This window comes from Streptomyces tricolor (genome assembly GCF_002155905.1).
Taxonomy (GTDB): domain Bacteria; phylum Actinomycetota; class Actinomycetes; order Streptomycetales; family Streptomycetaceae; genus Streptomyces; species Streptomyces tricolor.
This window is the reverse complement of the sequence record NZ_MUMF01000415.1, coordinates 1-25,348: the sequence shown is the minus strand read 5'-3', so window position 1 is coordinate 25,348 and position 25,348 is coordinate 1. Positions and strand designations below refer to the sequence as shown.

The following is a 25,348-nucleotide window of genomic DNA, read 5'->3' as shown; positions in this document are numbered from 1 at the left end:
TGCGCGGCATGCGGACGGCGTCCGTCGCGCAGGGCGAGGGCGCGCGGCTCGCCGCCGCCGTCTCCCTGGTGCTCGCCGCCGCGAAGGTGCGCGACCACGTCGCCGACCGGGACGGACTGCTGGCCCGCAGGCCGGTCGCCGCCGCCGCGCGCCGGGTCGCCACGAGCTGGGGCCGGGCGGGGGAGCACGGCGGGGCGGCGGTCGGCTTCGACACCGGCGTCCTGGTCGACGCCGTCGACCGGCAGCTCGGCGTGGAGATCCTGGCCGGGCCCGGCACCCCGATCCTCACCGTCACCGAGCCGACCGAGACCGCCACCGCCGCGGCCTTCGCGCACACCGCGGTGCTGGCCGGGCGGCCGGACAACGCCGGGCCCCTGGCGGAGGCCGGCCGGCTCTTCGGCCGGCTCGCCCACCTGCTGGACGCCGTGGAGGACCGGCAGGCCGACGCCCTGTCGGGTGCCTGGAACCCCCTGACCGCCACCGGCACCTCCCTCGCCGAGGCCCGCCGGCTCGCCGACGACGCCCTGCACGGCATCCGGCTCGCCCTCCGGGACGCCGAGTTCCGCGACGGCGGGCTCGTCCACCTGCTCCTCGTCCACGAGCTGCGTCGCTCGGTGGACCGCGCCTTCGGCACGGCACCGGTGTGCGCGGCCCACCGGCACGGCGCACAGCCGGGACCGTACGGCGCGGGGGCACCGCAGGGGCCGTACGGCGGGGGGATGCCGCAGGGACCGTACGGCGCGGGCAGCGTGCAGGGGGCCGGTGCTCCGCATCCGGGCAATCCGTATGCCGGCGGGGGTCTTCCCGGCGGTGGTGACGGCTTCGGCGGGGGCGGCTTCGGCGGGGGCGGCGGTTTCCAGGGCGGGTTCGGGCCGTCGCCCGAGCCGGCCAAGGGCCGGCGCGGATTCTGGGCGGGCTGCGGGATGTTCTTCGCGCTCTTCTGCACCTGCAAGATGTGCTGCGCCGAGGAGTACGAGGGGCCGTGGTCCCGGAAGAAGCGCAACGGCTGCTGCCAGTCGTGCGACTGCCCCAGCGGCTGCGACTGCTGCTGCCCCTGCGACGGCTGCTGATCCGGCCCCCCGGTTCCTCAGTTCTTCAGCTCCGGCGGGCTGATCCGCGACCGCTCGATCGCCGAGCCCGCCGTACCCCACTTCCTGAGGATCCGGTCGTAGGTGCCGTCCGACAGCAGTTTGTCGACCGCGGCCTGGAAGGCCGGCGCGAGTTTCGTGCCCTTCTTGAAGGCGAAACCGACGTCCAGGCGGTGGTACTCGTTGAGGAACTTCAGGCCCTCCTGGTGGGCGACCGCATAGCGCAGGCCGTTGATCGTGGACATCACGATGTCGCTGCGGCCCTGCTGGAGCGAGGACCAGATCGCGCTCTGCTCGGCGTACGTCTGCACCTGGTACGCCTTCTTGCCGGCGTCGGTGCACAGGTGCTTGTTCTGCTCCAGCGTGGCCTCGAACGTCGTGCCGGCCCCGGTCGCGACGTTCAGGCCGCACAGCTGCCTCAGGTCGGTGACCTTCGCGAGCTTGCTGTCCTTGCGGGTGGCGAAGCCCTGGCCGTCGTTGATGTAGGTGACGAAGTCGATGGTCCTGCGGCGCTCGTCGGTGACGCCGAAGTTGCTCGCGCCGAAGTCGTACTTGCCGCTGTCCAGGGCGGGCAGGATCGCCTCGAAGCTCGCCTGCTCCACCGTCAGCTCGACGCCGAGCACCCGGGCGACCGCCTTGGTGAAGTCGACGTCCTGGCCGGTCAGGGTCTTGCCGTCGGCGAGGTAGGTGGTGCCGGGCGGGGTGCCGCCGACGCTGACCGCGACGGTGAGGTGCGTGGTGCCGGCGGGCAGCAGCTTCGCCACGGCGGCGTCCTTGCGCACGGCGGAGACCACGTCCGTGGTGGGCACCTGAGCGGAATCGGCCGCCACCGAGGTGGTGTCCGTGTCGCCGGAGCCGCAGGCGGTGAGGAACAGAGCAGCCGAGGTAATGGCGACAAAAGGTATCAAAAGGTGCGTACGCATCGGGTAGCGGTCTCCTGGCAGCAGAGGTGTGCAGAGCGCGAGGGGAGGGGTGCGCGTGTGAAGGCGGGGGAAAAGAGGGAGAACGCGAAGACGCCCGCCCGGAGGGCAGGCCTGCGCAGGGGGTCAGCTCAACAGGAAGAGGACCACACGCGACCGAAGTCGATGTGGGAGCGGGTGACCAGCCACTGCTGTGGATGCATGGGCCAAGTGGAACAGGCATCCGGTTCGGCGTCAACTGACTTGAGATGTACGGCTCACACTGCGGACAGCCTTGACAGCGGACCGAAGCACCCCCGTACTCTCGGTGCACGGCCCTGCTGAGGGGCTCGGCCGTAGCGCGCCGCTCGGCGCGTCCGTGTGAAGGCACCACCCGTGTTCGACCACCGCGTCACGGAGCCTTCGCATGTCTTCCGACACCCTCGCCAAAGTCCCCACCGCACCGGAGATACCCGAGCCCGCGGACGCCCCGCGGATCGTCCCGCAGCGCCGGTACGGCCAGTGGGCGGCAGCCGTCGTCGTCCTCGCGCTGCTCGGGTTCGCCGTCAACTCCGTCCTGCGCAACGAGGCGTTCCACTGGGACGTCGTCGCCGACTACGTCACCTCCGCCTCCATCCTGCGCGGACTGTGGCTCACCCTGTGGCTGACCGCGGTCGTGATGGTCCTCGGCTTCGCCCTCGGCACCCTGCTCGCCGCGTTCCGGCTGTCCGCCAACCCCGTGCTGCGCGCGGTGGGTTGGGGGTACGTGTGGCTGTTCCGGTCCATCCCGATCCTGGTGCAGCTGCTGCTGTGGTTCAACATCGGGGCGCTGTACCCGCAGGTGCTCGGCGTGAAGACCGTCGACCTGCTCAGCCCGGTCGCCGTCGCGATCATCGGCCTCACCCTGCACGAGGCCGCCTACGCCGCCGAGGTCGTCCGCGGCGGCATCCTCTCCGTCGACCGCGGCCAGATCGAGGCCGCCCAGGCGCTCGGCCTGAGCCCCGGGCGGCGCTGGTGGCGGATCGTGCTGCCGCAGGCGATGCGCGCCATCGTGCCGCCCGCCGGCAACATGCTGATCGGCACCCTCAAGGGCACCTCGATCGTCAGCGTCATCGCCGTCAACGACCTGCTGTTCTCCGCCCAGTTGATCTACCACCGCACCTATCAGGTGATCCCGCTGCTGATGGTCGCCACCCTCTGGTACGCCGTGGTCACCTCGCTGCTGGGCATCGGCCAGCACTACGTCGAGAGGCACTACGCGCGCGGCACGGAGAACGCCCGATGAGGCAGCAGATGGTGATCGTCGGCGCCGGGCCGCGGGGGACCGGCATCCTCGAACGCCTCGCCGCCAACGCCCCGGAGCTGTACGCCGGTCCGGGCCTCGACATCCATCTGGTCGACCCCCATCCGCCGGGCGGCGGACGCATCTGGCGGCAGGCGCAGTCGCCGCTGCTGTGGATGAACTCGCAGGCCGAGGACGTCACCATGTTCACCGACGACACGGTGACCATGGCCGGACCGGTGCGCGAGGGCCCCACCCTGCACGAGTGGGCCCGGCTGGACGGCCGCACCTTCCCCGACCGGCAGCTCCAGGGCCGCTATCTGCGCTGGGTCTACGAACGGGCCGTCGCCGACCTGCCCCCGAACGTCACCGTCCACCACCACCCCCACCGCGCGCTCCGGGTCGGCGGCCCCCGCGAGGGCCGCCAGCAGGTGTGGCTGGAAGGCCGCCCGCGCCCGCTCCTGGCCGACCTGGTGATCCTCGCCGTAGGCCATCTGGACAGCGAACTCGACGCGGAGCAGGCGGAGCTGGCCGCGTACGCCCGCGAGCACGGCCTGGTGCACCTGCCGCCCGACTTCACCGCCGACAGCGACCTGTCCGCCCTGGCGCCCGGCGCCCCCGTCCTCGTCCGCGGCTTCGGGCTGGCGTTCGTCGACCTGATGGTGCTGCTCACCGAGGGGCGCGGCGGACGGTACGAGACGGGAGGACCCGACGGGGAGGTGTACGTTCCCTCGGGGCGGGAGCCGGTGCTGTACGTCGGCTCGCGGCGCGGAGTGCCGTACCACTCGAAGATCGGCTACGACTGGACCGGCGACCGGCCCCCGCTGCCCCGCTTCCTCGGCCCCGCCGAGGTGGACGCGCTGCTGGCCCGGCCCGGGGGCTTCGACTTCCGGCGCGACGTGTGGCCGCTGGTCGAGAAGGAGCTGGGCTTCGCCCACTACCACCGGCTGTTCACCGCCCACCCCGGGCGTACGGCGATGGCCTGGGCCGACTTCGAGGAGAAGTACACGGCGGCGGGCGACCCCGCCGAGACCCGGGCGCTGGTCGCCGCCGCCGTACCCGATCCGGCCGACCGGCTCGACCTCGCCGCGCTCGACCACCCGCTGGACGGGGTGCGGTACGCCTCGCACGAGGACTTCCAGGAAGGGCTGCGGGGCTATGTCGAGGCCGACCTCAGACGCCGGCACGACCCCTCGTTCAGCCCGGACCTGAGCGTCTTCCTCGCACTGCTCTCCGTCTACGGGCAGCTGGTCCGGCTCGGGGACATCGGGCCCTGGTGGCACGGGTTCTTCAGCTATCTGGCGTCCGGGCCGCCCGGCCCCCGGCTGCGGCAGATGCTCGCGCTGTCCCGGGCCGGACTGCTCCGGTTCGTCGGCGCCGGCATGGCCGTCACCGCCGCGGACGGCGTGTTCCGGGCCACCAGCCCCACCGTGCCGGGCTTCTCCGTCGAGGCCCGGGCGCTGGTGGAGGCCCGGCTGCCCGCGCCCACCGTCGGGCGCGCCCGCGACAGCCTGCTGCGCGAACTGCACGCCGACGGCGCCGCGGAGACCCCCGACGGGCTGCTCCGGGTCGACCCCGGCGACGGCCGGATCCTCGACCGCACCGGCCGCCCGCACCCCCGGCGCTTCGCGCTCGGCCCGTACACCGACACCCGCACCCCCGGCGCGTTCACCCGCCCCCGCACCGGCGGTCCCGCCTTCCGCCAGAACGACGCGACCGCCCGGGCGGCGCTGGCGTTCCTGAGCGGCTCACTTGCAAAGGAACTCGCGCGATGAGCGTCATGGTCGACATCCGGTCGGTGCACAAGAGCTTCGGCTCGCTCGACGTGCTCAGGGGCATCGACCTCCAGGTGCGCGCCGGTGAGGTCACCGTCGTGCTCGGCCCCTCCGGCTCCGGCAAGTCCACGCTGCTGCGCACCATCAACCACCTGGAGAAGGTGGACCGGGGCGAGATCAGCGTGGACGGCGTGCTGATGGGGTACCGGCGGGCCGGGGACAAGCTGTACGAGCTGCGCGAGCGCGAGGTGCTGCGGCAGCGGACCCGGATCGGTTTCGTCTTCCAGAACTTCCACCTCTTTCCGCACCTCACGGTCCTGGAGAACGTCGTCGAGGCGCCGGTGTCCGCGCTGAAGCGGCCCCGGAAGGCGGTGGTGGAGCGCGCGCACCGGCTGCTGGAGCGGGTCGGGCTCGGGGACAAGGCCGACGCCTATCCGCGGCAGCTGTCCGGCGGGCAGCAGCAGCGGGTCGCCATCGCGCGGGCGCTCGCGCTGGAGCCGACGCTGCTGCTCTTCGACGAGCCGACATCCGCGCTCGACCCCGAGCTGGTGGGGGAAGTGCTGGACGTCATCCGGGACCTGGCGGCGCAGGGGACGACGATGATCGTCGTCACGCACGAGATCGCGTTCGCCCGGGAGGTCGCCGACACGGTGGTGTTCATGGCCGACGGGCGGATCGTGGAGCAGGGCCCGCCGGACCGGGTGCTGGGCGCTCCGCGGGAGGAACGGACTCGGGCGTTCCTGGCGAAGGTGCTCTGAGGCGGGGGCGGTCGACCTCGTGCGCAGGCCCTGGGGAGAAGCGGTGTCATCCGGCCGGGGGACGCCGATCACGGAGGAAAGGAACGATGGCATGACGACGGACGCGTCCGACGCCTGGAAGCAGTGGCACGAGCAGCGCGTGGAGAACGTCTCGGCGCCCTACGGGCCGCTCGCGCTGACCGCGACGCACTGGATCGAGGACCATCCGGATGGTCGACTTCCGGACATTCCCGGGAACTGGGTGGCGCAGGACGGCGGGGTGGTGCTCACCGCCGCCGAGGCCGACGGCCTGACCGTGGACGGCCGGCCCTTCGCGGGCGAGGCCGTGCTGGCCGCCGACCGCGGTCCGGAGGCGGAGGCGCGGGTCGCACTGGGCGGAAAGCGGCTGGTCGTGCTGGTCCGCGAGGGCGTCTGGGGGGTGCGGGTGTACGACCCCGACTCCGCCGCCCGGCGGGCCTTCCGGGGCATCGAGGCCGGCCCCTACGACCCCCGCTGGTCGGTACCCGGGCGGTTCACGCCGTACGAGGGCACGCGCACCATCCGGCTCGGCAACGCGGACGGCCGCGAGCGCGGGTTCGGCCTCGCCGGGGAACTGACGTTCACCCTGGCCGGACAGGAGCGGACCCTGAAGGTCGCGCAGCAGGGGGACGGGGGGCTGTGGGCGGTGTTCGCCGACGCCACCAGCGGCGACACGAGCTTCCGGTTCCGCTTCCTCTTCCCGCCGGCTCCGGACGCCGAGGGGCGCACGACCGTCGACTTCAACCGCGCCCACCTCCCGCCGTGCGCCTTCGCCGACCATTTCCTCTGCCCCTTCCCGCCCCCCGGCAACACGCTGGACGTGGGGATCGAGGCGGGGGAGCGGCAGCTGCTCTGACATTCGGGTGATGTCGGGCCGACGGCCGAAAGGCACTCTTGTGCCGACCGGCCGTTCGGCCGAATACTCCCCCTCAGCGCTTGTCAGGGGCATGCGTATTCGAATTCCGGTCGGAGCCCCTGGCTGCGCCTCACGGGCCCCGACCCCACGCGGGCCCCCGACTTCCCTTGGAGGGAACGAAACGTGAGGATCAAGCGCACCACTCCCCGCGCCGGCACGGCGAGACGGACCCGGCTGACCGCCGTGGCCACCGGCTTCCTGGCCGCAGCCGCGTTCGCCGCCCCCACCGCGAACGCCAGTGACGCCCACACGTTCAGCGCCACCCAGCTCACCAAGGCGAGCGACTCCGTCCTCAAGGCCGACATCCCCGGCACGGCCTGGGCGGTGGACAGCAAGACCAACCGCGTCGTCGTCACCGTCGACAGCACGGTGTCCCAGGCCGAGATCGCCAAGATCAAGAAGCAGGCCGGCGCCGAGGCGGACGCCCTGGTCGTCAAGCGCACGCCGGGCAAGTTCAACAAGCTGATCTCCGGCGGCGACGCCATCTACGCGAGCAGCTGGCGCTGCTCGCTGGGCTTCAACGTCCAGGACTCCAGCGGCAACTACTACTTCCTGACCGCCGGGCACTGCACCGACGGCGCGGGCACCTGGTGGTCGAACTCGGCGCGCACCACCACGCTCGGCACCACGTCCGGCTCCAGCTTCCCCGGCAACGACTACGGCATCGTGCGCTACACCAACAGCTCGGTGGCCAAGTCGGGTGCCGTGGGCAGCCAGGACATCACCAGCGCGGCCACGCCGTCGGTGGGCACGACCGTCTACCGCCGCGGGTCCACGACCGGTACGCACAGCGGCCGGGTCACCGCGCTCAACGCCACCGTCAACTACGGCGGCGGCGACATCGTCTCCGGCCTGATCCAGACCACCGTCTGCGCCGAGCCGGGCGACTCCGGCGGCCCGCTGTACGGCGGCACCACGGCCTACGGTCTGACCTCGGGCGGCAGCGGCAACTGCTCCTCCGGCGGTACGACGTTCTTCCAGCCGGTCACCGAGGCGCTGAACGCCTACGGGGTGCACGTCTACTGACGGCCACGTCCCGAGGGCCACGCCCTGAGAACCGTGTCCTGGAGACCGCGCCCTTGAGGGCCGTGTCCGCCTGACGGCACTCAGCCCCCGCACGCCGAGCGCGTGCGGGGGCTGAGCCGTGTGCGGATCCGGTGCGTCTTCGCGCGGGGAGGGGGTGATTTCCGGCCAGGGGCGGCGGGTGGGTGTGGTCACGTGTGCGTACTTTGCGGCGCCGAACCTGCGTGTACGTCCCCTCTGTGCGCGTCCGGAAGTCGATCTTGTGGGTCCGCTGTGCGGTTCGGAAGAGTGGGCGCCCGTCAACCAGCCTTCCGGCCCGTTCAGGTCCCCACAACCTGAACCGGCCGACCCCCCACAGGAGGACGTGAGTTGAAGCACCGACGCATGCCCGGACGCCGGGCCGCCCTCGCCGGCGCGGGTGTCGCCGCGCTGGTCGCCGCGGGTGTCACCGTGCAGAACGCGAACGCCGACGAGCCCGTGAAGTCCGCTCCGCAGCTGCGGGTCCTGTCCGCACCGGCGGCCGGAAAGCTCGCCTCCGCGCTCGGCACCGACCTCGGCGCCGACGCGGCGGGCAGCTACTACGACGCCCGGACGAAGACCCTCGTCGTCAACGTGCTGGACCGGAGCGCGGCGGAGACCGTCGAGGCGGCCGGGGCCAAGGCCAGAATCGTCACCCACTCGCTCGCCGACCTCGGTGCCGCGCGGTCGACGCTGGCGCAGTCCGCGACCATACCCGGCACCTCCTGGGCGACCGACCCGGTCGGCAACAAGGTCGTGGTCACCGCCGACCGGACCGTGTCCGGCGCCGAGTGGGCCAGGCTGCGCAAGGTGGTCGACCGGCTCGGCGGCAGGGCGGAACTGAAGCGGTCCCGCGGCGAGTTCAAGCCCTTCATCGCCGGCGGCGACGCGATCACCGGCTCCGGCGGGCGGTGCTCGCTCGGCTTCAACGTGGTCAAGGACGGGCAGCCGTACTTCCTGACCGCCGGGCACTGCACCGCGTCCGTCTCCAGCTGGTCGGACTCCGCCGGCAAGGTCATCGGCGCGAACGAGGACTCCAGCTTCCCGGGCAACGACTACGGGCTGGTCAAGTACACCGCCGAGGTGGACCACCCCAGCGAGGTCGACCTGTACGACGGCTCCAGCCAGAAGATCACCGGGGCCGCGGAGGCCACCGTCGGGATGAAGGTCACCCGGAGCGGGTCGACCACCCGGGTGCACTCCGGCACGGTCACCGGGCTGAACGCCACCGTCAACTACTCCGAGGGCACGGTGAGTGGTCTGATCCAGACCGATGTGTGCGCCGAGCCGGGGGACAGCGGGGGCTCGCTGTTCTCGGGGAGCAGCGCCATCGGGCTGACCTCCGGCGGCAGTGGCGACTGCACCTCCGGCGGGGAGACCTTCTTCCAGCCGGTCACCGAGGCGCTGTCCGCCACGGGGACGCGGATCGGCTGATCGCTCCCGTTCGTGAGCCCCGTCCCGGGTCGTCCGGGGCGGGGCTCCGTCGTGCGTTCCCCGCCCGCGGCGGCCCACTGCGGGGCGCGTTTGCGCAGGTGAGGGGCGGGGACACGGGTGTCGTACACATGTTCGGGAATGGGGGTATGGTGGGGGGAGAAGTAGGGAACTGATGTTCGAGAGTCGTTCGGGACTCGCGAGTGCGGGAGGTGTGTGTGCCGGGCTTCGCGCATCTGCACACCGTCTCCGGGTTCTCCCTGAGATACGGGGCGTCCCATCCGGAGCGGCTGGCGGAGCGTGCCTCGGAGCGGGGCATGGACGCGCTCGCCCTGACCGACCGCGACACCCTCGCCGGTGCCGTGCGCTTCGCCAAGGCGTGCGCCGGGGCGGGCGTCCGTCCGCTGTTCGGGGTGAACCTGGCGGTGGCGGCGCAGGAGGCCGAGCGCGGGGAGCGGCGGCGCACGCCGGTGCGCGGGGGTGCCTTCGTGGACGAGTCGGCTCCCCGGGCGACCTTTCTCGCCCGGGACGGCGCCCGGGGCTGGGCCGATCTGTGCCGGCTCGTCACGGCGGCGCACGCGGGGCAGGGGAACCCCCTGCTTCCGTGGGCCGACAACCGGGGCGACGGGCTGGTGGTGCTGCTCGGGCCGGGGTCGGACGTGGGGCGTGCGCTGGCCGCCGGGCGGCCCGACCGGGCGGCGGAGCTGCTCGTACCGTGGCGCGAGGTCTACGGCGACGCGCTGCGGCTGGAGGCCGTCTGGCACGGGCGTACGGGTACGGGGGACGGCTCCCTGCGGCTGGCCGCCCGTACCGTCGGGTTCGCCGCCGAGCAGGGGGTGCGGCCGGTGCTCAGCAACGCCGTCCGCTATGCCGACCCCGGGCAGGGGCCGGTCGCCGATGTGCTGGATGCCGCGCGGCGCCTGGTGCCGATCGACCCCCGGGGGCGGCTGGACTCCGGTGCGGCCTGGCTGAAGGACGCGCGGGCCATGCTGGACGTCGCCGAGCGGGTCGTGGAGGCGGCCGGATACCGGCGGGAGGCCGCCCGCCGGCTGCTGGAGCAGACCCGGGCCACGGCCGCCGAGTGCCGGGTCGACCCCGAGGGCGATCTGGGGCTGGGCAGTGTGCACTTTCCCGAGGCGCACCTCGTCGGCGCCGGGCGGCGCACCGCGCAGCGGGCGCTCGCCTCGCGGGCGGCGGCGGGCATGCTGCGGCTCGGGTACGGCGGGCGGCGCGCGTACTGGGAGCGGATGCACCACGAGCTGGACATCATCGCCCACCACGGGTTCGCCTCCTACTTCCTGACGGTCGCCCAGGTCGTGGACGACGTCCGGGAGATGGGGATCCGGGTGGCCGCTCGCGGCTCCGGGGCCGGGTCGCTCGTCAATCATCTGCTCGGGATCGCGCACGCCGATCCCGTCGAGCACGGGCTGCTGATGGAGCGCTTCCTGTCCAAGGAGCGCGTGGTGCTGCCCGACATCGACATCGATGTGGAGTCCGCCCGGCGGCTGGAGGTCTACCGGGCGATCATCGGCCGGTTCGGCGGCGAGCGGGTCGCCACCGTCTCCATGCCGGAGACCTATCGGGTGCGGCACGCGATCCGGGACGTGGGTGCCGCGCTGTCCATGGACCCGGCCGAGATCGACCGGATCGCCAAGTCCTTCCCGCACATCCGGGCGCGTGATGCCCGCGCGGCGCTGGAGGAGCTGCCCGAGCTGAAGCGGCTCGCGAGGGAGTCTCGGCGGGAAGGGGGGAAGTACGGCAGGCTGTGGGAGCTGGTCGAGGCGCTCGACGCCCTGCCCCGCGGGGTCGCCATGCACCCGTGCGGGGTGCTGCTGTCCGACGCCTCCCTGCTCGCCCGTACACCTGTCGTGCCGACCAGCGGCGAGGGGCTGCCCATGTCGCAGTTCGACAAGGAGGACGTGGAGGACCTCGGGCTGCTCAAGCTGGACGTGCTGGGCGTGCGGATGCAGTCGGCGATGGCGCACGCGGTCGCCGAGGTGGAGCGGGCGACCGGGGAGCGGATCGACCTGGACGCGGTGGCGCCCGGGGATCCGGAGACCTACCGGCTGATCCGGTCCGCCGAGACGCTGGGGTGCTTCCAGATCGAGTCGCCGGGGCAGCGGGACCTGGTGGGGCGGCTGCAGCCGAGCACCTTCCACGACCTGGTCGTCGACATCTCCCTGTTCCGGCCCGGGCCGGTCGCCGCCGACATGGTGCGGCCGTTCATCGAGGCCCGGCACGGGCGGGCGCCGGTGCGCTATCCGCACCCGGACCTGGAGGAGCCGCTGAAGGGGACGTACGGGGTCGTCGTCTTCCACGAGCAGATCATCGACATCGTCGCCCGCATGACCGGCTGCGGCCGGGGCGAGGCCGACCGGGTGCGGCGCGGGCTGTCCGACCCCGAGTCGCAGGGGCGGATCAGGGTGTGGTTCGCCCAGCAGGCGGCGGCCAAGGGGTACGACGTGGAGACGATCCGGCGGACCTGGGAGATCGTGGAGGCCTTCGGGTCGTACGGCTTCTGCAAGGCGCACGCCGTCGCCTTCGCCGTGCCCACCTACCAGTCGGCCTGGCTGAAGGCCCATCACCCGGCCGCCTTCTACGCCGGCCTGCTCACCCACGACCCCGGGATGTACCCGAAGCGGCTGCTGCTGGCGGACGCCCGGCGGCGCGGGGTGCCGATCCTGCCCCTGGACGTGAATGTCTCCGGGGTCGCACACAGGATCGAACTGGTGTCTGAATCGCCGGAGGTGTGGGGGCTGCGGCTCGCCCTCTGCGACGTCCACGGCATCAGCGAGGCCGAGGCGAAGCGGATCGCGGACGGGCAGCCGTACTCCTCGCTGGTGGACTTCTGGGAGCGGGCCCGGCCCAGCAGGCCGCTGGCCGGACGGCTCGCCCAGGTGGGCGCGCTGGACGCCTTCGGTGCCAACCGGCGTGACCTGCAACTGCACCTGTCGGAGCTGCACCGGGGCGCCCGGGGCGGCGGCGGTGGCCAACTCCCGCTGGCCGGCGGCCGGCAGACCGCGTCGGCCGGTCTGCCGGACCTCACCTCGGCGGAGCGGCTCAGCGCCGAGCTGGGCGTGCTGTCCATGGACGCCTCGCGCAACCTGATGGACGACCACCGCGCGTTCCTCCAGGAACTGGGCGTGGTCTCCGCGCGCCGGCTGCGCGAGGCCCGGCACGGGGAGACCGTGCTGGTCGCGGGCGCCAAGGCGGCCACCCAGACCCCGCCGATCCGCTCCGGCAAGCGGGTCATCTTCTCCACCCTGGACGACGGGACGGGGCTGGTGGACCTGGCGTTCTTCGACGACTCGCACGACGCCTGCGCACACACCGTCTTCCACTCCTGGCTGCTGCTGGTGCGCGGAGTGGTGCAGCGGCGCGGCCCGCGCAGCCTGAGCGTGGTCGGCTCCGCCGCCTGGAACCTCGCCGACCTGGTCGAGGTGCGGCGCGCGGAGGGGCTCGACGGGGTCGCGGCCCGGCTGGCCGGACCGGCCGGCACCGACGGGTCCCCGGCGGAGGGCGACGGCGGTCCGTTCCGGGCCCGGGTCGCCGGGTCCGAAGGGCTGCCCGCGCCGGCCGGCTCCGCGGCCCGTGACCCGATGGCGGACCGGACGATCCGCATGCCCACGGGGTACGAGATGCACCCCTGGGCCGATCTGCGGCCCGCGGGTGAGGGCGCCGCGCAAGGGCCCGCGGCGATACGGAAGTTGTGGCACCAGAGTCCGGGGAGTGCGGGATGACCATTCTCTGCGTACGTTTCCAGCTGCCGCCGATGTACGAGGCGGCCCTGCCGGAACTGCTCGGGCTGCTGGAGGAGTTCACCCCGGTCGTGGAGGCGCTGCCGCCGGACGCGGCGCTGGCCGACCTGCGCGGCGCCGAGCGGTACTTCGGGCGCAGCGCGGTGGAGCTGGCCTCGGTGGTCCGGGTGCGGGCCCTCGCGCGGTACGGCGTCGACTGCGCGATCGGCGCCGGACCGGGCCCGATGCTGGCCCGCGTGGCGCTGCGGGCCGCCCGGCCCGGGGTGACCTGCGCGGTGCCGGAGGACGCCGTCGCCGAGTTCCTCGCCGACCGGCCCGTCGCCGCGCTGCCCGGCGTCGGCGCGGCGACCGCCCGCACCCTGGACGAGTACGGCCTGGACACCCTGGGCCGGGTCGCCGCCGCGCCGCTCTCCACGCTCCAGCGGCTGATCGGCGCGAAGGCGGGCCGGGAGCTGCGGGAGAAGGCGAGCGGCATCGACCGCGGCCGGGTGGTCCCGAACGCCGTCTCACGCTCGCTGACGACGGAACGCGCCTTCGGGATCGACGAGTTGGACCCCGACCGGCACCGCAGGGCACTGCTGTCGGCCGCCGAGGAGATCGGCGCCCGGCTGCGCGCGGTGGAGAAGGTCTGCCGCACCCTCACCCTCACCGTGCGCTACGCGGACCGCTCGGCCACCACCCGCAGCCGCACCCTGAAGGAGCCGACCGCGCACTCGGCGGCCCTGACCGGGGCGGCCTACGGCATGTACGAGGCGCTCGGCCTGCAGCGCGCCCGGGTCCGCGCGCTCGCCCTGCGCGCCGAGGGCCTGACCCCCGCCGAGGAGGCCTCCTACCAGCTCACCTTCGACCCCGTGGACGAGAAGGCCCGCCGCATCGAGGAGGTCGCGGACCGCGCACGCGCCCGGTTCGGCCCCCGGGCGGTGATGCCGGGCGCCCTGGCGGCCTGACGCCAGGGCCGCGCCGCTCGGGGCCGCACACGGCTCTGGTTATCACTGGAAGTTTTTACTGACGCGTAACTTCACACTTGGACTACCCGCCCGTAACTTGACGCATGAACAGCATCCCGTGATCCGGATCACAGGGTCAGGCCGTGCACCTCCCGTGAGCCGCAAGGAGATCACACGATGCTGCCCTGGAAGCGGGTCCTCAGACCCCTCGCCGCACTGCTCCTCACCGCCGCCGTCGCCGTCGTACCCGCCGCCACCGCCACCGCCTCGGACGGCGCCGCTCCGAGCAGGGGCTGGAACGACTACACCTGCAAGCCCTCCGCCGCCCACCCCCGCCCGGTCGTCCTCGTCCACGGCACCCTGGGCAACTCGGTCGACAACTGGCTCGGCCTCGCCCCGTACCTGACGAGCCGCGGATACTGCGTCTACTCCCTCGACTACGGGCAGCTGCCCGGTGTGCCCTTCTTCCACGGCCTCGGCCCCATCGACAAGTCGGCCGAGCAGCTGTCCGCCTTCGTCGACAAGGTGCTCGCCGCGACCGGAGCCGCCGAGGCCGACCTGGTCGGACACTCCCAGGGCGGCATGATGCCCCGCCACTACCTGAAGTTCCTCGGCGGCGCCGCCAAGGTGAACGCCCTCGTCGGCATCGCCCCCGACAACCACGGCACCGACCTGAACGGCCTCACCAACCTGCTGCCGTACTTCCCCGGCGCCGAGGACCTGCTCAAGGCCACCACCCCCGGCCTCGCCGACCAGATCACCGGATCCGCCTTCCTCACCAAGCTCAACGCGGGCGGCGACACCGTCCCCGGCGTGCGCTACACGGTCATCGCCACCCGGTACGACGAGGTGGTGACCCCCTGGCGCACCCAGTACCTGAGCGGCTCCGCCGTCCGCAACGTGCTGCTCCAGGACCTGTGCCCGCTCGATCTCTCCGAGCACCTCGCGATCGGCCTGTTCGACCGGATCGCCTTCCACGAGGTGGCCAATGCCCTCGACCCGGCCCGCGCCACCCCCACCACCTGCGCCTCCGCCTTCAGCTGACGTGCCGCCGGGGCCTGTCCGGCCTGAGCCGCCGGACAGGCCCCGGAACCCTCACCGGCGGTGGCCGCCGGCCGCCGCGCGCCGCCGCACCGACAGGAACAGCGCCGCCGAGCCGGCCGCCAGCGCCGCCGCGCCGCCGACCGCGAGGTACGAGGTGCCGGCGGACGCGCCCGTCTCGGCGAGGTTCGCCGCCGCACCGGCCGCCTTCGGCCGGTTCACCTCGGCGGCGGCCGGCTCCGCCGAGGTGCTCGGGTCGTCGTCCCCGTGTCCGTGGTGCTCGACCGTCGACTTGCCGGCGCCGGCCGAGATCTGCCGCTCGGAGGGGGCGGAGGCGGCCGGGGCAGGCGTCGTACCGGTGCTGCCGCCGCTGCTCTCCGTGCCCCCCGCCGTACCGCCGCCGAAGTCGACGTCCGAGCAGGAGTAGAACGCCTCCGGGCTGTCCGAGCGCTGCCAGACCGCGTACAGCAGCTGCCGGCCGGACCGTTCGGGCAGGGTGCCGGAGAAGGTGTAGAAGCCGCCCGCCGGGACCGGGTCGGTGGCCGTCGCCACCGGGTGCTCCAGATCCAGGTCGGACCAGGCCAGCGGCTTGGCCGGGTCGTAACCGGGCTTGGTCAGGTAGACGTGGAAGGTGCCCTTGTGCGGGGCGGTCACGCGGTACTTGAAGGTGTACGACCCACCGCGCACGCGCGTCGCCGGCCAGTCGGCGCGGGCCAGGTCGAGCCCCTTGAACTCCTCGCTGCCGGCGCTGCACAGCCTGCCGTCCGGGATCAGCTGCTGGTGCCGCCCGGCCGCGTCACCGATCCGGATGCCGTTCCAGTCGTACAGGGCCTGGGTGCCGCCGGCCGCCACGGCCGCCTCGCACGCGGCCGACTCCGGGCTCTCCGGGCCCTCCGCGTAGCACTGCGAGACACGGCTGACCGGGTCGCCCATCGAACCGTGCGCGGACGCGGGGGCGGCGGAGAGCGCGAGGGCGGTGGCGCCGACGGCGGCGGCGACGGTGGCGGCCTTGCGGCGTGCGGGCATGGGGAACTCCTCGGAACGGTCCTGGGGGTGGGGTGAATCCCGTGGGGGTGATCAGAAGCCAGCCCCAGGAAACCGTGAATTCGCCGGCGCGGAGCGGCGGGAGGAGATCCTTATGGTGCGCTTAAGGGAGCGCTCAGGCTGCGCTCAGGTAGATAGCGTGCGGGCATGAGGAACCACCATGGCGACGACACGGCGCAGGTCCGGGCCGCCCGTGCCGAGGACGTACCGGCCGTGAAAGCGGTGACGGACGCGGCCTATCACCCCTACATCGAGCGCATCGGAGTGGTGCCCCAGCCCATGGAGGCGGACCACGCGGCGGACGTGGCCGCCGGCCGGGTGTTCGTCACGGGGGAGCCCGTCGTGGGGCTGGTGGTGGTCGAGGCGTTCCCCGGCCATCTCTTCCTGGACAGCATCGCCGTCCACCCGAGGGCCCACGGCACGGGCGTCGGACGGCGGCTGCTGCACTTCGTCGACGCACGCGCGCGGGACCTGGGGCTCGGCGAGATCAGGCTCTACACGAACGCGATGATGTGGGAGAACCAGAAGATCTACCCGAAGTACGGCTACGAGGTCGTGGCGCGCCGGGTCGACGGCCCCTACGACCGCGTCCACTACCGCAAGCGGCTGGACTGAACAGGCCCCGGCGTCAGCCGTCGGGCCACCAGGTCCGGGCTATGTCCTTGCGGACCTCGGGGCGTCCCGCCGGGCGCTCGTCCGCCTCCTCACGGATCCGGCGGCTGTCCGTCCTCTTCAGGGGCTTGTGCACGGTCATGCGGCGCATTGCTGCCTCCTTCAGTGCCTACCGAGTTCCGCGTTGTCACAGAGGTAGACGCTTTCGGGGAGAGTTCCTCATCGGTGCCGGGTTGTCAGTGGCGGCTGTCACGTCCGCACTGTCAGTGGCGTGTGTCACTCTCTGGGCATGACGAGCGAGAACACGCACGCGGTTGCGGTTGCCCCGGAAACGGACTGGGATGCGCAGGCCGCCGCCTTCGACGACGAACCGGACCACGGCCTGCGCGACCCCGCGGTCCGCGCGGCCTGGGCGGACCGGCTCCGCGCCTGGCTCCCCGGGCAGCCCGCCGACGTCCTGGACCTCGGCTGCGGAACCGGCAGCCTGTCACTCCTCGTCGTCGAGCAGGGACACCGGGTGACGGGGGTCGACCGCTCCCCGGCGATGGCCGAGCGGGCCCGCGCCAAGCTCGCCGGGCGCGCCGAGATCCTGTGCGGGGACGCCGTGGCCCCGCCGGTGGAGCGGCGGCGCTTCGACGTGGTCCTCGTCCGGCACGTGCTGTGGGCGCTGCCGGACCCCGCCGGGGTGCTGCGGCACTGGCGGGGCCTGCTGCGGCCCGGCGGCCGGTTCGTGCTGATCGAGGGCGTCTGGGGGACCCTCGCCCCGGTCGGCATACCGGCCGCGCGGCTCACCGCCCTCCTGGCACCGCTGACCGGGGACGTGCGCGTGGAGCGGCTGTCCGACGACTCCGTGCTGTGGGGCAAGGACGTGGACGACGAGCGGTACGCGGTGATCGCCGCCGTGTGAGCCGGCCGGACCGGTCAGGCCAGCAGCGCCTCGAAGCCGCCGTCCCGGGTCGCCAGCGCCTCCAGCGTGTCGAGCGCGGCCACCGCGGCGGACGCGGCCTCCGGGTCGGTCTCCGCGAGGCCGCTCGCGGCGAACTCGTCCTCGTCCAGCCGCCGGACCTCCCGCCCGTCGGCGGAGCGCCACAGATCCAGGTCGAGGTCCTCCACGACGAGGTCCGTACCGGAGCGGACCGCGGGCCGCGTGATGTCGCAGTACCAGCCCTTGACGGAGCCGTCCGCGGCACGCACCTCCTTCACCGAGTACCACCGGTCCCGCCAGTAGTACTCGGTGAACACGTCACCGGGCTCGAACCGCACGAACCCGAAGTCACGGACCCCGGAGCCCGCCCACGGCGCGCGTACGGCGATCCGGTCACCGTCGTCGTGCAGCAGCTCCGCCGGGTAACGGATCTTCGTACGGCCCGCCTTGACCAGGACGACCTCCAGCCGGGCCGCCGGCTCAGCCGAGTTCACGGACATAGCGCACCTCCGTCGCGCAGACCTCGTACCCGAGCCACTCGTTGATCGCGATCATCGGGTCGTTGCCGGTGTCGTTGCCCGTGAAGGCCTCGGCGACACCGGCGGCGCGGGCCCGGTACAGGGAGTGGACCTTGGCGAGCTTGGCCAGGCCGCGACCGCGGTGGGCGCGGGCGGTGCCCGTCATCGCCGAGGAGTACCGGCCGTCGCCGTCGGTGTAGGCCACGGTGAAGGCGACCGGCCGGCCGTCGACACAGGCGGCCGTGGTCAGCTCCCGGTTCAGCAGGGGGTGGTGCCACACCTCCTCGACCCAGGCGTCGTAGTCCGTGAACTCGACGTCCACATCGCTCGGTTCGTCGAGCACCGTCTCGGCGTCCAGGTCGAACAGGGGCCGGGGATCGTCCGCGAAGTCGGCGGCCGAGCGCAGCTCCACGCCGGGCGGGACCTCCGGGAGCGGCGGGAGGGTGCCGTGCGCCAGGTCCAGCCGGAGGAAGTGCGCGCTGCGGCCCCGCCGGTAGCCGCGCCGCTCGGCGAAGGCCCGGTTGGCCGGCTCGTCCAGGGCCCAGGCCAGCAGCTTGGTCGCGCCCAGGTCCGTCAGGTACTCCTCGGCGGCCCGCACCAGCAGCCGGCCGGCGCCCCGCCGGGTCCGGTCCGGGCGGACGTAGATGTTCAGGGCGCCCTGGCCCGGTTCGGGGCTGTCGGGGATCAGATGGACCTGGGCCGTACCGATGATCTCGCCGTCCTCCTCCGCGACGAGCGGCCGGAAGCGGGCGTCGGGGCGGAGGTGGGTGACCGTGTGCCGGACCGAGTCGGGGGTGTACAGGATGTACGGGAGGGCGAGTCGGCGGACACGGGCGAAACCCTCGGCGTCCGCGGGGACGTCGGGGCGCAGGGCGCGCACGAGCACTGTCATGAGGAGGCACCGTACGGGGCGTAAGGGCCGGGCTGCCTCTCATTTTCCGGCGGGTGCGGGACAATCGCCCCTGTGAGCCTGAAGATCCGCATCGACGACAGCGCGCCCCCCTACGAGCAGGTGCGGGCGCAGATCTCCGAGCAGGCGCGGTCCGGGGCGCTCCCGGTCGGGTACCGGCTGCCGACCGTGCGCGGGCTGGCCGAGTCCCTGGGGCTCGCGGTGAACACGGTGGCCAAGGCGTACCGGGCGCTGGAGACCGACGGGGTGATCGAGACGCGGGGGCGCAACGGCACGTTCGTGGCCGCCGCCGGCTCGGCCGCGGTGCGGGTGGTGGCCTGCGGACATCCGCCACCGGTGCTGCTGCACGGGGAGGAGGCCCGCGAGGTCGCCGTCGCGCCGGGTCCGCCGCTGGGCATCGGGCTGCTCGACGCCGACCGGCCGAAGGAGGTCACCGTGCCGCTCGGCCCGGGCGACCGGCTGTTCCTGGCCTCCGACGGGGTGTGGGAGGCGCGGGACGCCGCCGGCACCTTCTATCCGCTGCCGGAGCGGCTGGCCGCCCTGGCCGGCACCCCGTCCGCCGAGCTGCCCGGCGCGGTCTGGGCGGACCTGCTCCGGCGGCGCTACGTGGTCCGCGACGACGCCACCGTCCTGGTGCTGGCACCCGAGCCGCCGGCCGGCTGACCCTCCTCTCCCCCGCCGGTCAGCCCACGTCCCACAGGAAGCGATGGGTGTGGATGCCGAAGTACGGGAAGGACCGGATCTCGCGCACGCCGTCCAGGGGGCGGACCACGTCGTTGACGAAGTCGAGCAGCGCCTTCGGGCCGGGTGCGACCACCTCGGCGAAGAGATCGAAGCCGCCCGAGGTGAGCACCGAGTAGACGACCTCGGGGCGCTCGGCGAGGGCGTCGGCGACGGTCCGCGGATCGCCGTCGACGCCGATGCCGAGCAGCGCCATGGCCTGGCCGCCCATGGCCATCGGGTCGGTGACGCCGACCACCTGGACCGCCTTGGAGTCCAGCAGCCGCTGGAGGCGCTGCCGGGCCGCCGAGGCGGACAGTCCGACCTTCGGGCCGAGGTCGGCGTAGGCGATCCGGCCGTCGGTCTGCAGTTCGCGCAGGATGGCCCGGTCGATGTCGTCCATGTCCTTCACGTCGAGCGGTTCCCTTCCGCAGCCGGTGCTCAGCCGGCCAGCTCGTCGAGCGCGGCGGCGAACACCTCGGTGTGCGTGTCGACGTCGTTCTCGGTGGTGTCCGGGCACATCAGCGCCATGTTGTGGAACGGGGTGAGCAGGATGCCCCGGTTGGCGAGGTAGAGGTGCAGGAAGTCCTCCAGCTCGGGGTCGGCCGCCGCCGCGGACTCGGTGCCGGTGCGCGGCGCCGGGGAGGTGAAGCGGTACTCGGTGCGGGCGCCGAGCCGGCTGACCGACCAGGGCAGACCGTGCGCGTCGAGGCCGGCCCGGACGCCCGCCTCGAAACGCTCGGCGAGTGCGCTCATCCGGGCGAACGCCTCGTCGGTGAGGACGTGGGCGAGGGTGGCCCGGGTGGCCGCGACCGACAGCGCGTTGCCGGCGAGCGTGCCGCCGACGCCGCCCATGTCGACGAGGTCGAGGTCGGTGCGGGCCAGCAGCCGTTCGGCGAGTTCGGCGGAGAGCCCGTAGGCGCCGGCCGGGATGCCGCCGCCGATCGCCTTGCCGATGGTCAGCAGGTCGGGCTCCAGCTCCCAGGCGGCCGTGCAGCCGCCGGGCCCGGCGGAGAAGGTGTGCGTCTCGTCGTTGATGAGCAGGGCGCCGTGGCGCCGGGTGAGTTCGCGGACGCCGGCGAGGTATCCGGGTTCGGGCAGCACGATGCCGATGTTGGTGAGGGCGGGCTCCATCAGGACGGCGGCGACGTCACCGTGCGCCAGCTCCCGCTCAAGCCCGGCGAGATCGTTGAACTCGGCGACCCTGCTGGTCAGCGTCACGTCGCAGGGCGCGCCCACGTTGCCGGGGCGGGGCGTGCCGGTGCCGTCCGGGGCGGTGACGATGAGCGACTCGTCCACGCTGCCGTGGTAGCAGTAGCTGTTGACGAGGATCTTCGGCCGGCCGGTGACGGCCCGGGCGAGCCGGATCGCCCAGCGGTTGGCGTCGGTCGCGGTGAGCGAGAAGCTCCAGCGGGCCAGGCCGAACCGGCGGGTCAGTTCGGCGCCGACCCACTCGGCGTCCTCGGTGGGCAGCATGGCGGTGGCCCCGCCCAGCTCGGCGTACCGGCGGTGCACGGCCTCGGTGACGGGCGCGGGCGAGTGGCCGGCCATCGCACCGGTGTCGCCGAGGCAGAAGTCGATGTACTGGTGCCCGTCGACGTCGGTGACCCGGGCGCCCCGCGCCGCGGCCAGGTAGCGCGGGAAGGCACCGGCGGTCTTGTTCATCCAGGTCATCGGCACCCGGCCGAAGAGGTGGTCGGCGCGCGCGTAGGCCGCCCGGGAGCGCGGGTTGCGGCGTGCGGCCTCGGCGCTCTCGCGGGCCAGGAGAGCGTGCAGACGCGTGCGGTCCATGGAGCACCTCGGCAGAGACGGGCGACGGAATGCCGTGACCTTACGGCTGAAAGACCTCCTCAATCAACATCTGACGCTCGAATCGATTGCTGGAGCGACAGAATCGAGCGTTCCCGCACCCCTCGATCACCGAACGAGTGACGCACCCCGGAACCTCAACTGACGAACCGGCAAGCGGAGTTCGAACGTCCCGACTCAAACGCCAGGGCACGCCACCCCTTCCGCCAGGTAGAAATATCTACAACCATGCATATGCCGGGTTGGCGTGCGGAAGCACGAAGTGCCCGGTCACCACCGTTCCCTGCACGCGGGCAGGCGAGCGAGGACACCCGGAGCAGTGCATGACGAACACGATGTGGATGCGGGGCGTGGAGTGGCTGGCCGCGGCGTCGGCCGACCCGCGCGCCTGCAAATGGGAATGGGACCATGGGGAGGGCATCGCGCTGCTGGAGGCGGGCCGCTTCTGGGACGTGCTGAGCGTCCCCGACCGGCTGGGACTGCTCACCCTGGACCTGCTGTGGCGGCCGGGCCTGCCGGTGCCGGGGCCGACGCTGGTGGACACGGCGGCGGGCCGGGTCGGCTTCTTCGTGCCGCCGGACCCGTCCGGGGGCTGGGTGGGCGCCGGACTGCGGTACGCGACCAAGGGCTCCTGGGTCGCCGCGCCACCGCCGTACCGGCCCGCCCGCTCCCTGGAGTGGCTGGTCCCGCCCGACGGCACCGGCACGCTGCATGCGCCGGGCACCCTGGAGGAGGCGTTGCAGCAGGCCAACGGCACGCTGGCGGTACTCGCTCCGCTGTGCGGGCGGTAGCCGGTCGCCAGGGCGGAAGCGCTCGGGCGTGCGCCGGGCGAGGGTGAGGCCATCGCCCGCACCGGGCCCGTCCGCCCGTCGGACGAGGGTGCTTCTCCGCAGGGCGCAGGGCCGGTCCACGGGCATCCGGGTCCACAGAGCGCGGGCCCGGCCGGACAGGCATCCCGGCTCCACACAGCACAGGCCCGGCCCGACCGGCACCCCGGCTCCACCGAGCGCAGACCCGGTCGCGCGTCCGGCTTCGCGCGGTGCCCGGCCCCCGGACGAGCACCGGGCCCGGGTCGAGGGGCGTGAGCGGTGGCCTCCGGCCGACGGGCGCCGGGCGGCTGCCGCTCCTATGCTGGGAAGGTCCTGCGCGGCGGCAGCTCGTGCCGAGCAGGTCCTGCTGGGAAGGTCCGGGCTCCGACGTCCGCCCCGCGCACGGTCGTCTCCCACGCGCTTGGAGTCAGCCCATGTCGCCCACGTCCGTACGCCTGCGCCGGGCGGCCATGGTCGCACTGCTGACCGGCACGCTGGTCGCGCCGTGCACGGCAGGGGCTGCACCCGCCTCCGTGCCGTCCGCGTCCGCCGCCGGTACGCCCGGCCCGTCCCCCTCGGGGCCGGACGTCCGCCCCCTCTCCCCCGACGTGACACGTCAACTCGACGCGTCCGTACGGCGGGTGATGCGCGAGGCGAAGGTGCCGGGCGTGACGGTCGGCATCTGGACGCCGGGGCAGCGCGGTTACGTCCGTTCGTTCGGGGTCGCCGACAAGGAGACCGGCCGGAGGATGACGCCGGACCTGTACACGCGCATCGGCAGCGAGACGAAGACGTTCACCGTGACGGCGCTGCTGCAACTGGTGGACCGGGGGAAGGTCCGCCTGGACGATCCGATCGGCCGGTACGTCGAGGGCGTACCGAACGGCGACAGGATCACGCTGCGCCAGCTGGCCGGCATGCGCAGCGGCCTGTTCAACTACTCCGAGGACGACGACTTCTTCGCGGCGCTCACGTCCGACCCGCAGCGCTCCTTCACGCCGCGGCAGTTGCTCGACTACGCCTTCAGACATCCGGTGCTGTTCCAGCCCGGTCAGAAGTTCTCCTACTGCAACACCAACCTGATCCTGCTCGGCCTGGTCGTCGAGAAGGAGAGCGGTCAGCGGCTCGGGGACTACCTGAAGCAGCACATCCTCGACCCGGCCGGCATGAAGGACACACTCCTGCCGAAGGGCAGCGCGTTCCCCACCCCGCACGCACAGGGCTACACCGACCAGACGGCGAACGGCGAGGTCGCCGAGACCGCCGGCTGGAACCCGTCCTGGGGCTGGGCGGCCGGAGCGATGGTCTCCACCCTGGAGGATCTGCGCATCTGGGCGCCCACGGTCGCGACCGGTGAACTGCCCGACGGCCGGCGGATGATCAGCCCCGCCACACAGCGGCAGCGCCTCGTCACCCCGGCCACACCGATCCCCGGCGCCGGGTACGGGCTGGGCATCTTCGACGTGCAGGGGTGGATCGGCCACAACGGCTCCCTGCCCGGCTACGAGTCGCTGACCATCTACCTCCCGGCGACGCGCACGACCCTCGTGGTGCTCCTCAACACCGACATCGACCACGACGACGAGGAACCCAGCACGCTCTTCGGCCAGGCGATCACCGAGATCATCTCCCCGCGGCACGTGTTCGACCTGCCGGCCGCACCGGCGGCCAGATAGGGTGCCGATTCGGTCGGTTTTCCGCCTCCTTGCACCCGCACGGGGTGCGTTCGGCCGATGACGCGGTGTACTGGACGGGGACCGCCTCGTGAAAGGCCGACCGTCTGGAGACCGTCGTGACCGTCACCGACCGCATCGCCCTGGATCCCTTCGGCTCCGACCTCGTGGCGGAGAGCGCCCGGCTGCGCGCCCTCGGCCCCGTCGTCCCCGTGGAGCTGCCCGGCGGCATCCCCGCCTGGGCGCCCACCGGTTACGACGCCCTCCGGGAGCTGATCCTCGACCCATGCGTCAGCAAGGACGCGCGCCTGCACTGGCGGCTGTGGCCGGAGCTGGACGCACACCCGTCCTGGAGCTGGATGGCGAACTGGGTGGGCGTGGTCAACATGCTCTCCACGTACGGCGCCGACCACGCCCGGCTGCGCAAGCTGGTGGCGCCGAGCTTCACCCACCGGCGCACCGAGGCGATGCGGCCCCGCGTGGCCGCCCTGACCGCCGAGCTGCTGGACGCGCTGGAGGCCGAGGGGGCCGACGGCCGCGCGGTGGATCTGCGGTCCGGGCTGGCACATCCCCTGCCGATGCGGATGATCAGCGAACTCCTGGGCGTCCCGGAGGGGTTGCGGAGCGACGCGGCCGGCCTCATCGCCGACTTCATGGACACCTCCGACCCGAGCCCGCGGCACGCGGCGTCCGTGCACGAGCGGATCGGCACGGTGCTGGGGGCGCTGATCGAGCACCGGCGGACCCGCCCCGGCGACGACATCACCACGGAACTGATCCGGGTGCGGGACGAGGGCGGCGACCGGCTCTCGGACGAGGAGTTGCTGCACACGCTGCTGCTGGTGGTGGGCGCCGGGTTCGAGACCACCGTGAATCTCATCGGCAACGCGGTCGTCGCGCTGCTCACCAGCCCGGCACAGCGGGCGGCGGTGTGCGCGGGGGCGGTCGGCTGGGACGCGGTGGTGGACGAGACGCTGCGGGTGCATCCGTCCATCGCCGCGCTGCCGCTGCGGTTCGCGGTGCGGGAGCTGACGGTCGCGGGTGTGACGATCCCGGCGGGGGACGCGATCATCACGACGTTCGCCGCGGCGGGCCTGGACCCGGCGCACTACGGTCCGGACGCGGCCGTCTTCGACGCGGCCCGGGCGGCCGAGGACCATCTGGCCTTCGGCATCGGCGTCCACCGCTGCATCGGCGCTCCGCTGGCCCGCCTGGAGGCACTGACCGCCCTGCCCGCCCTGTTCTCCCGCTTCCCCGCGATGCGCCTCGCCGTCCCGGCCGGTCTCAACTCCCCAGCTGTACGGGGATCTCCTGCCAACCGTGCGCGATGAACGACGGCACATGGCGCAGTTCGCCGGCCGGGACGGCGAGGCG

The 25,348-nt window shown here is 73.2% G+C and carries 23 protein-coding genes; 16 read left to right on the top strand and 7 right to left on the bottom strand.

Going from position 1 to position 25,348, the window contains the following annotated elements:
- Positions 1 to 1,070, top strand: a 1,070-nt coding sequence (locus CCN44_RS27650) for a hypothetical protein (protein ID WP_244203976.1), incomplete at its 5' end; no start/stop codon positions are given.
- 17 nt (positions 1,071 to 1,087) lie between these two features.
- Here the strand turns inward: CCN44_RS27650 and CCN44_RS27645 are convergent.
- Positions 1,088 to 2,011 carry an ABC transporter substrate-binding protein gene (locus tag CCN44_RS27645; protein ID WP_167404037.1) on the bottom strand — a complete coding sequence of 308 codons (924 nt, stop codon included), beginning with the start codon at positions 2,009 to 2,011 and terminating at the stop codon, positions 1,088 to 1,090.
- A gap of 403 nt (positions 2,012 to 2,414) precedes the next feature.
- Between CCN44_RS27645 and CCN44_RS27640 the strand changes: the two genes are divergently transcribed.
- The 9 genes from CCN44_RS27640 to CCN44_RS27600 all read left to right on the top strand — a co-directional run bounded on the left by CCN44_RS27640 (position 2,415) and on the right by CCN44_RS27600 (position 14,957).
- The gene (locus CCN44_RS27640) at positions 2,415 to 3,272 is read left to right on the top strand and encodes an amino acid ABC transporter permease (protein ID WP_059248507.1); all 858 of its coding nucleotides are present in this window, start codon (positions 2,415 to 2,417) and stop codon (positions 3,270 to 3,272) included.
- Positions 3,269 to 5,044: an FAD/NAD(P)-binding protein gene (locus tag CCN44_RS27635; RefSeq protein WP_059248506.1), complete on the top strand. Its 1,776-nt coding sequence runs from the start codon at positions 3,269 to 3,271 to the stop codon at positions 5,042 to 5,044. Before CCN44_RS27640 ends, CCN44_RS27635 begins: the two co-directional genes overlap by 4 nt.
- Entirely contained in the window at positions 5,041 to 5,802 is a 762-nt protein-coding gene (locus CCN44_RS27630; RefSeq protein WP_059248505.1) for an amino acid ABC transporter ATP-binding protein, read from the top strand. Before CCN44_RS27635 ends, CCN44_RS27630 begins: the two co-directional genes overlap by 4 nt.
- Before the next feature lie 91 nt (positions 5,803 to 5,893).
- The gene (locus CCN44_RS27625) at positions 5,894 to 6,676 is read left to right on the top strand and encodes a DUF1684 domain-containing protein (RefSeq protein WP_059248504.1); all 783 of its coding nucleotides are present in this window, start codon (positions 5,894 to 5,896) and stop codon (positions 6,674 to 6,676) included.
- Between the two features lie 183 nt (positions 6,677 to 6,859).
- The gene (locus CCN44_RS27620) at positions 6,860 to 7,762 is read left to right on the top strand and encodes a S1 family peptidase (RefSeq protein ID WP_059248503.1); all 903 of its coding nucleotides are present in this window, start codon (positions 6,860 to 6,862) and stop codon (positions 7,760 to 7,762) included.
- Positions 7,763 to 8,128: 366 nt separating this feature from the next.
- Positions 8,129 to 9,211, top strand: coding sequence for a S1 family peptidase (locus CCN44_RS27615; RefSeq protein ID WP_059248502.1), 1,083 nt, complete (start codon positions 8,129 to 8,131; stop codon positions 9,209 to 9,211).
- Positions 9,212 to 9,426: 215 nt separating this feature from the next.
- On the top strand, positions 9,427 to 12,948 hold the full coding sequence (locus CCN44_RS27610) for a DNA polymerase III subunit alpha (protein ID WP_086700493.1): 3,522 nt from the start codon (positions 9,427 to 9,429) through the stop codon (positions 12,946 to 12,948).
- Positions 12,945 to 13,913 carry a DNA polymerase Y family protein gene (locus CCN44_RS27605; RefSeq protein WP_059248500.1) on the top strand — a complete coding sequence of 323 codons (969 nt, stop codon included), beginning with the start codon at positions 12,945 to 12,947 and terminating at the stop codon, positions 13,911 to 13,913. Before CCN44_RS27610 ends, CCN44_RS27605 begins: the two co-directional genes overlap by 4 nt.
- Before the next feature lie 177 nt (positions 13,914 to 14,090).
- Positions 14,091 to 14,957 carry an esterase/lipase family protein gene (locus tag CCN44_RS27600; protein ID WP_086700490.1) on the top strand — a complete coding sequence of 289 codons (867 nt, stop codon included), beginning with the start codon at positions 14,091 to 14,093 and terminating at the stop codon, positions 14,955 to 14,957.
- Positions 14,958 to 15,008: 51 nt separating this feature from the next.
- On the opposite strand, the gene CCN44_RS27595 is transcribed toward CCN44_RS27600, so the two are convergent.
- The gene (locus CCN44_RS27595) at positions 15,009 to 15,980 is read right to left on the bottom strand and encodes a lytic polysaccharide monooxygenase auxiliary activity family 9 protein (protein WP_086700487.1); all 972 of its coding nucleotides are present in this window, start codon (positions 15,978 to 15,980) and stop codon (positions 15,009 to 15,011) included.
- Positions 15,981 to 16,145: 165 nt separating this feature from the next.
- On the opposite strand from CCN44_RS27595, the gene CCN44_RS27590 reads away from it, so the two are divergent.
- A complete protein-coding gene (locus CCN44_RS27590) occupies positions 16,146 to 16,613 on the top strand; it encodes a GNAT family N-acetyltransferase (protein ID WP_059248497.1) in 468 nt (155 codons plus the stop codon).
- A 13-nt stretch (positions 16,614 to 16,626) separates the two neighbouring features.
- On the opposite strand, the gene CCN44_RS47475 is transcribed toward CCN44_RS27590, so the two are convergent.
- Positions 16,627 to 16,761, bottom strand: a complete 135-nt coding sequence (locus tag CCN44_RS47475) for a hypothetical protein (RefSeq protein ID WP_086700482.1) — start codon at positions 16,759 to 16,761, stop codon at positions 16,627 to 16,629.
- A 138-nt stretch (positions 16,762 to 16,899) separates the two neighbouring features.
- On the opposite strand from CCN44_RS47475, the gene CCN44_RS27580 reads away from it, so the two are divergent.
- Positions 16,900 to 17,517: a class I SAM-dependent methyltransferase gene (locus tag CCN44_RS27580; protein WP_059248496.1), complete on the top strand. Its 618-nt coding sequence runs from the start codon at positions 16,900 to 16,902 to the stop codon at positions 17,515 to 17,517.
- Between the two features lie 14 nt (positions 17,518 to 17,531).
- On the opposite strand, the gene CCN44_RS27575 is transcribed toward CCN44_RS27580, so the two are convergent.
- Together CCN44_RS27575 and CCN44_RS27570 are read right to left on the bottom strand one after the other, a co-directional pair.
- Positions 17,532 to 18,035, bottom strand: coding sequence for a ribonuclease FAU-1 family protein (locus tag CCN44_RS27575; RefSeq protein WP_059254874.1), 504 nt, complete (start codon positions 18,033 to 18,035; stop codon positions 17,532 to 17,534).
- Entirely contained in the window at positions 18,016 to 18,945 is a 930-nt protein-coding gene (locus CCN44_RS27570) for a GNAT family N-acetyltransferase (protein WP_059248495.1), read from the bottom strand. Before CCN44_RS27570 ends, CCN44_RS27575 begins: the two co-directional genes overlap by 20 nt.
- Positions 18,946 to 19,017: 72 nt before the next feature.
- Between CCN44_RS27570 and CCN44_RS47470 the strand changes: the two genes are divergently transcribed.
- Positions 19,018 to 19,626: a SpoIIE family protein phosphatase gene (locus tag CCN44_RS47470; RefSeq protein WP_086700479.1), complete on the top strand. Its 609-nt coding sequence runs from the start codon at positions 19,018 to 19,020 to the stop codon at positions 19,624 to 19,626.
- A gap of 19 nt (positions 19,627 to 19,645) precedes the next feature.
- Here CCN44_RS47470 and CCN44_RS27560 read toward each other — a convergent pair whose 3' ends face one another.
- Both CCN44_RS27560 and CCN44_RS27555 read right to left on the bottom strand, forming a co-directional pair.
- Positions 19,646 to 20,086 (bottom strand): Lrp/AsnC family transcriptional regulator, encoded by a 441-nt coding sequence (locus tag CCN44_RS27560; protein ID WP_059254739.1) that lies wholly within the window; start codon positions 20,084 to 20,086, stop codon positions 19,646 to 19,648.
- Positions 20,087 to 20,124: 38 nt separating this feature from the next.
- Entirely contained in the window at positions 20,125 to 21,474 is a 1,350-nt protein-coding gene (locus CCN44_RS27555) for a transaminase (RefSeq protein ID WP_086700475.1), read from the bottom strand.
- 341 nt (positions 21,475 to 21,815) lie between these two features.
- Between CCN44_RS27555 and CCN44_RS27550 the strand changes: the two genes are divergently transcribed.
- From CCN44_RS27550 to CCN44_RS27540, 3 genes are all read left to right on the top strand, one after another.
- The gene (locus CCN44_RS27550) at positions 21,816 to 22,283 is read left to right on the top strand and encodes a hypothetical protein (RefSeq protein WP_059247312.1); all 468 of its coding nucleotides are present in this window, start codon (positions 21,816 to 21,818) and stop codon (positions 22,281 to 22,283) included.
- 452 nt (positions 22,284 to 22,735) lie between these two features.
- Positions 22,736 to 23,977: a serine hydrolase domain-containing protein gene (locus CCN44_RS27545; protein ID WP_086700471.1), complete on the top strand. Its 1,242-nt coding sequence runs from the start codon at positions 22,736 to 22,738 to the stop codon at positions 23,975 to 23,977.
- Positions 23,978 to 24,093: 116 nt separating this feature from the next.
- Positions 24,094 to 25,305 (top strand): cytochrome P450 family protein, encoded by a 1,212-nt coding sequence (locus CCN44_RS27540; RefSeq protein WP_086700469.1) that lies wholly within the window; start codon positions 24,094 to 24,096, stop codon positions 25,303 to 25,305.
- The last annotated feature ends 43 nt before the right edge of the window (positions 25,306 to 25,348 follow it).

Coding starts and splice junctions, on each gene's coding strand:
- CCN44_RS27645 (WP_167404037.1), bottom strand. CDS start 2,011: ATGCGTACGCACCTTTTGATACCTTTTGTCGCCATTACCTCGGCTGCT.
- CCN44_RS27600 (WP_086700490.1), top strand. CDS start 14,091: ATGCTGCCCTGGAAGCGGGTCCTCAGACCCCTCGCCGCACTGCTCCTC.
- CCN44_RS27595 (WP_086700487.1), bottom strand. CDS start 15,980: ATGCCCGCACGCCGCAAGGCCGCCACCGTCGCCGCCGCCGTCGGCGCC.
- CCN44_RS27560 (WP_059254739.1), bottom strand. CDS start 20,086: ATGGACGACATCGACCGGGCCATCCTGCGCGAACTGCAGACCGACGGC.
- CCN44_RS27570 (WP_059248495.1), bottom strand. CDS start 18,945: ATGACAGTGCTCGTGCGCGCCCTGCGCCCCGACGTCCCCGCGGACGCC.
- CCN44_RS27575 (WP_059254874.1), bottom strand. CDS start 18,035: ATGTCCGTGAACTCGGCTGAGCCGGCGGCCCGGCTGGAGGTCGTCCTG.
- CCN44_RS27555 (WP_086700475.1), bottom strand. CDS start 21,474: ATGGACCGCACGCGTCTGCACGCTCTCCTGGCCCGCGAGAGCGCCGAG.
- CCN44_RS27550 (WP_059247312.1), top strand. CDS start 21,816: ATGACGAACACGATGTGGATGCGGGGCGTGGAGTGGCTGGCCGCGGCG.
- CCN44_RS27630 (WP_059248505.1), top strand. CDS start 5,041: ATGAGCGTCATGGTCGACATCCGGTCGGTGCACAAGAGCTTCGGCTCG.
- CCN44_RS27580 (WP_059248496.1), top strand. CDS start 16,900: ATGACGAGCGAGAACACGCACGCGGTTGCGGTTGCCCCGGAAACGGAC.
- CCN44_RS27625 (WP_059248504.1), top strand. CDS start 5,894: ATGACGACGGACGCGTCCGACGCCTGGAAGCAGTGGCACGAGCAGCGC.
- CCN44_RS47475 (WP_086700482.1), bottom strand. CDS start 16,761: ATGCGCCGCATGACCGTGCACAAGCCCCTGAAGAGGACGGACAGCCGC.
- CCN44_RS27635 (WP_059248506.1), top strand. CDS start 3,269: ATGAGGCAGCAGATGGTGATCGTCGGCGCCGGGCCGCGGGGGACCGGC.
- CCN44_RS27590 (WP_059248497.1), top strand. CDS start 16,146: ATGAGGAACCACCATGGCGACGACACGGCGCAGGTCCGGGCCGCCCGT.
- CCN44_RS27605 (WP_059248500.1), top strand. CDS start 12,945: ATGACCATTCTCTGCGTACGTTTCCAGCTGCCGCCGATGTACGAGGCG.
- CCN44_RS27640 (WP_059248507.1), top strand. CDS start 2,415: ATGTCTTCCGACACCCTCGCCAAAGTCCCCACCGCACCGGAGATACCC.
- CCN44_RS27545 (WP_086700471.1), top strand. CDS start 22,736: ATGTCGCCCACGTCCGTACGCCTGCGCCGGGCGGCCATGGTCGCACTG.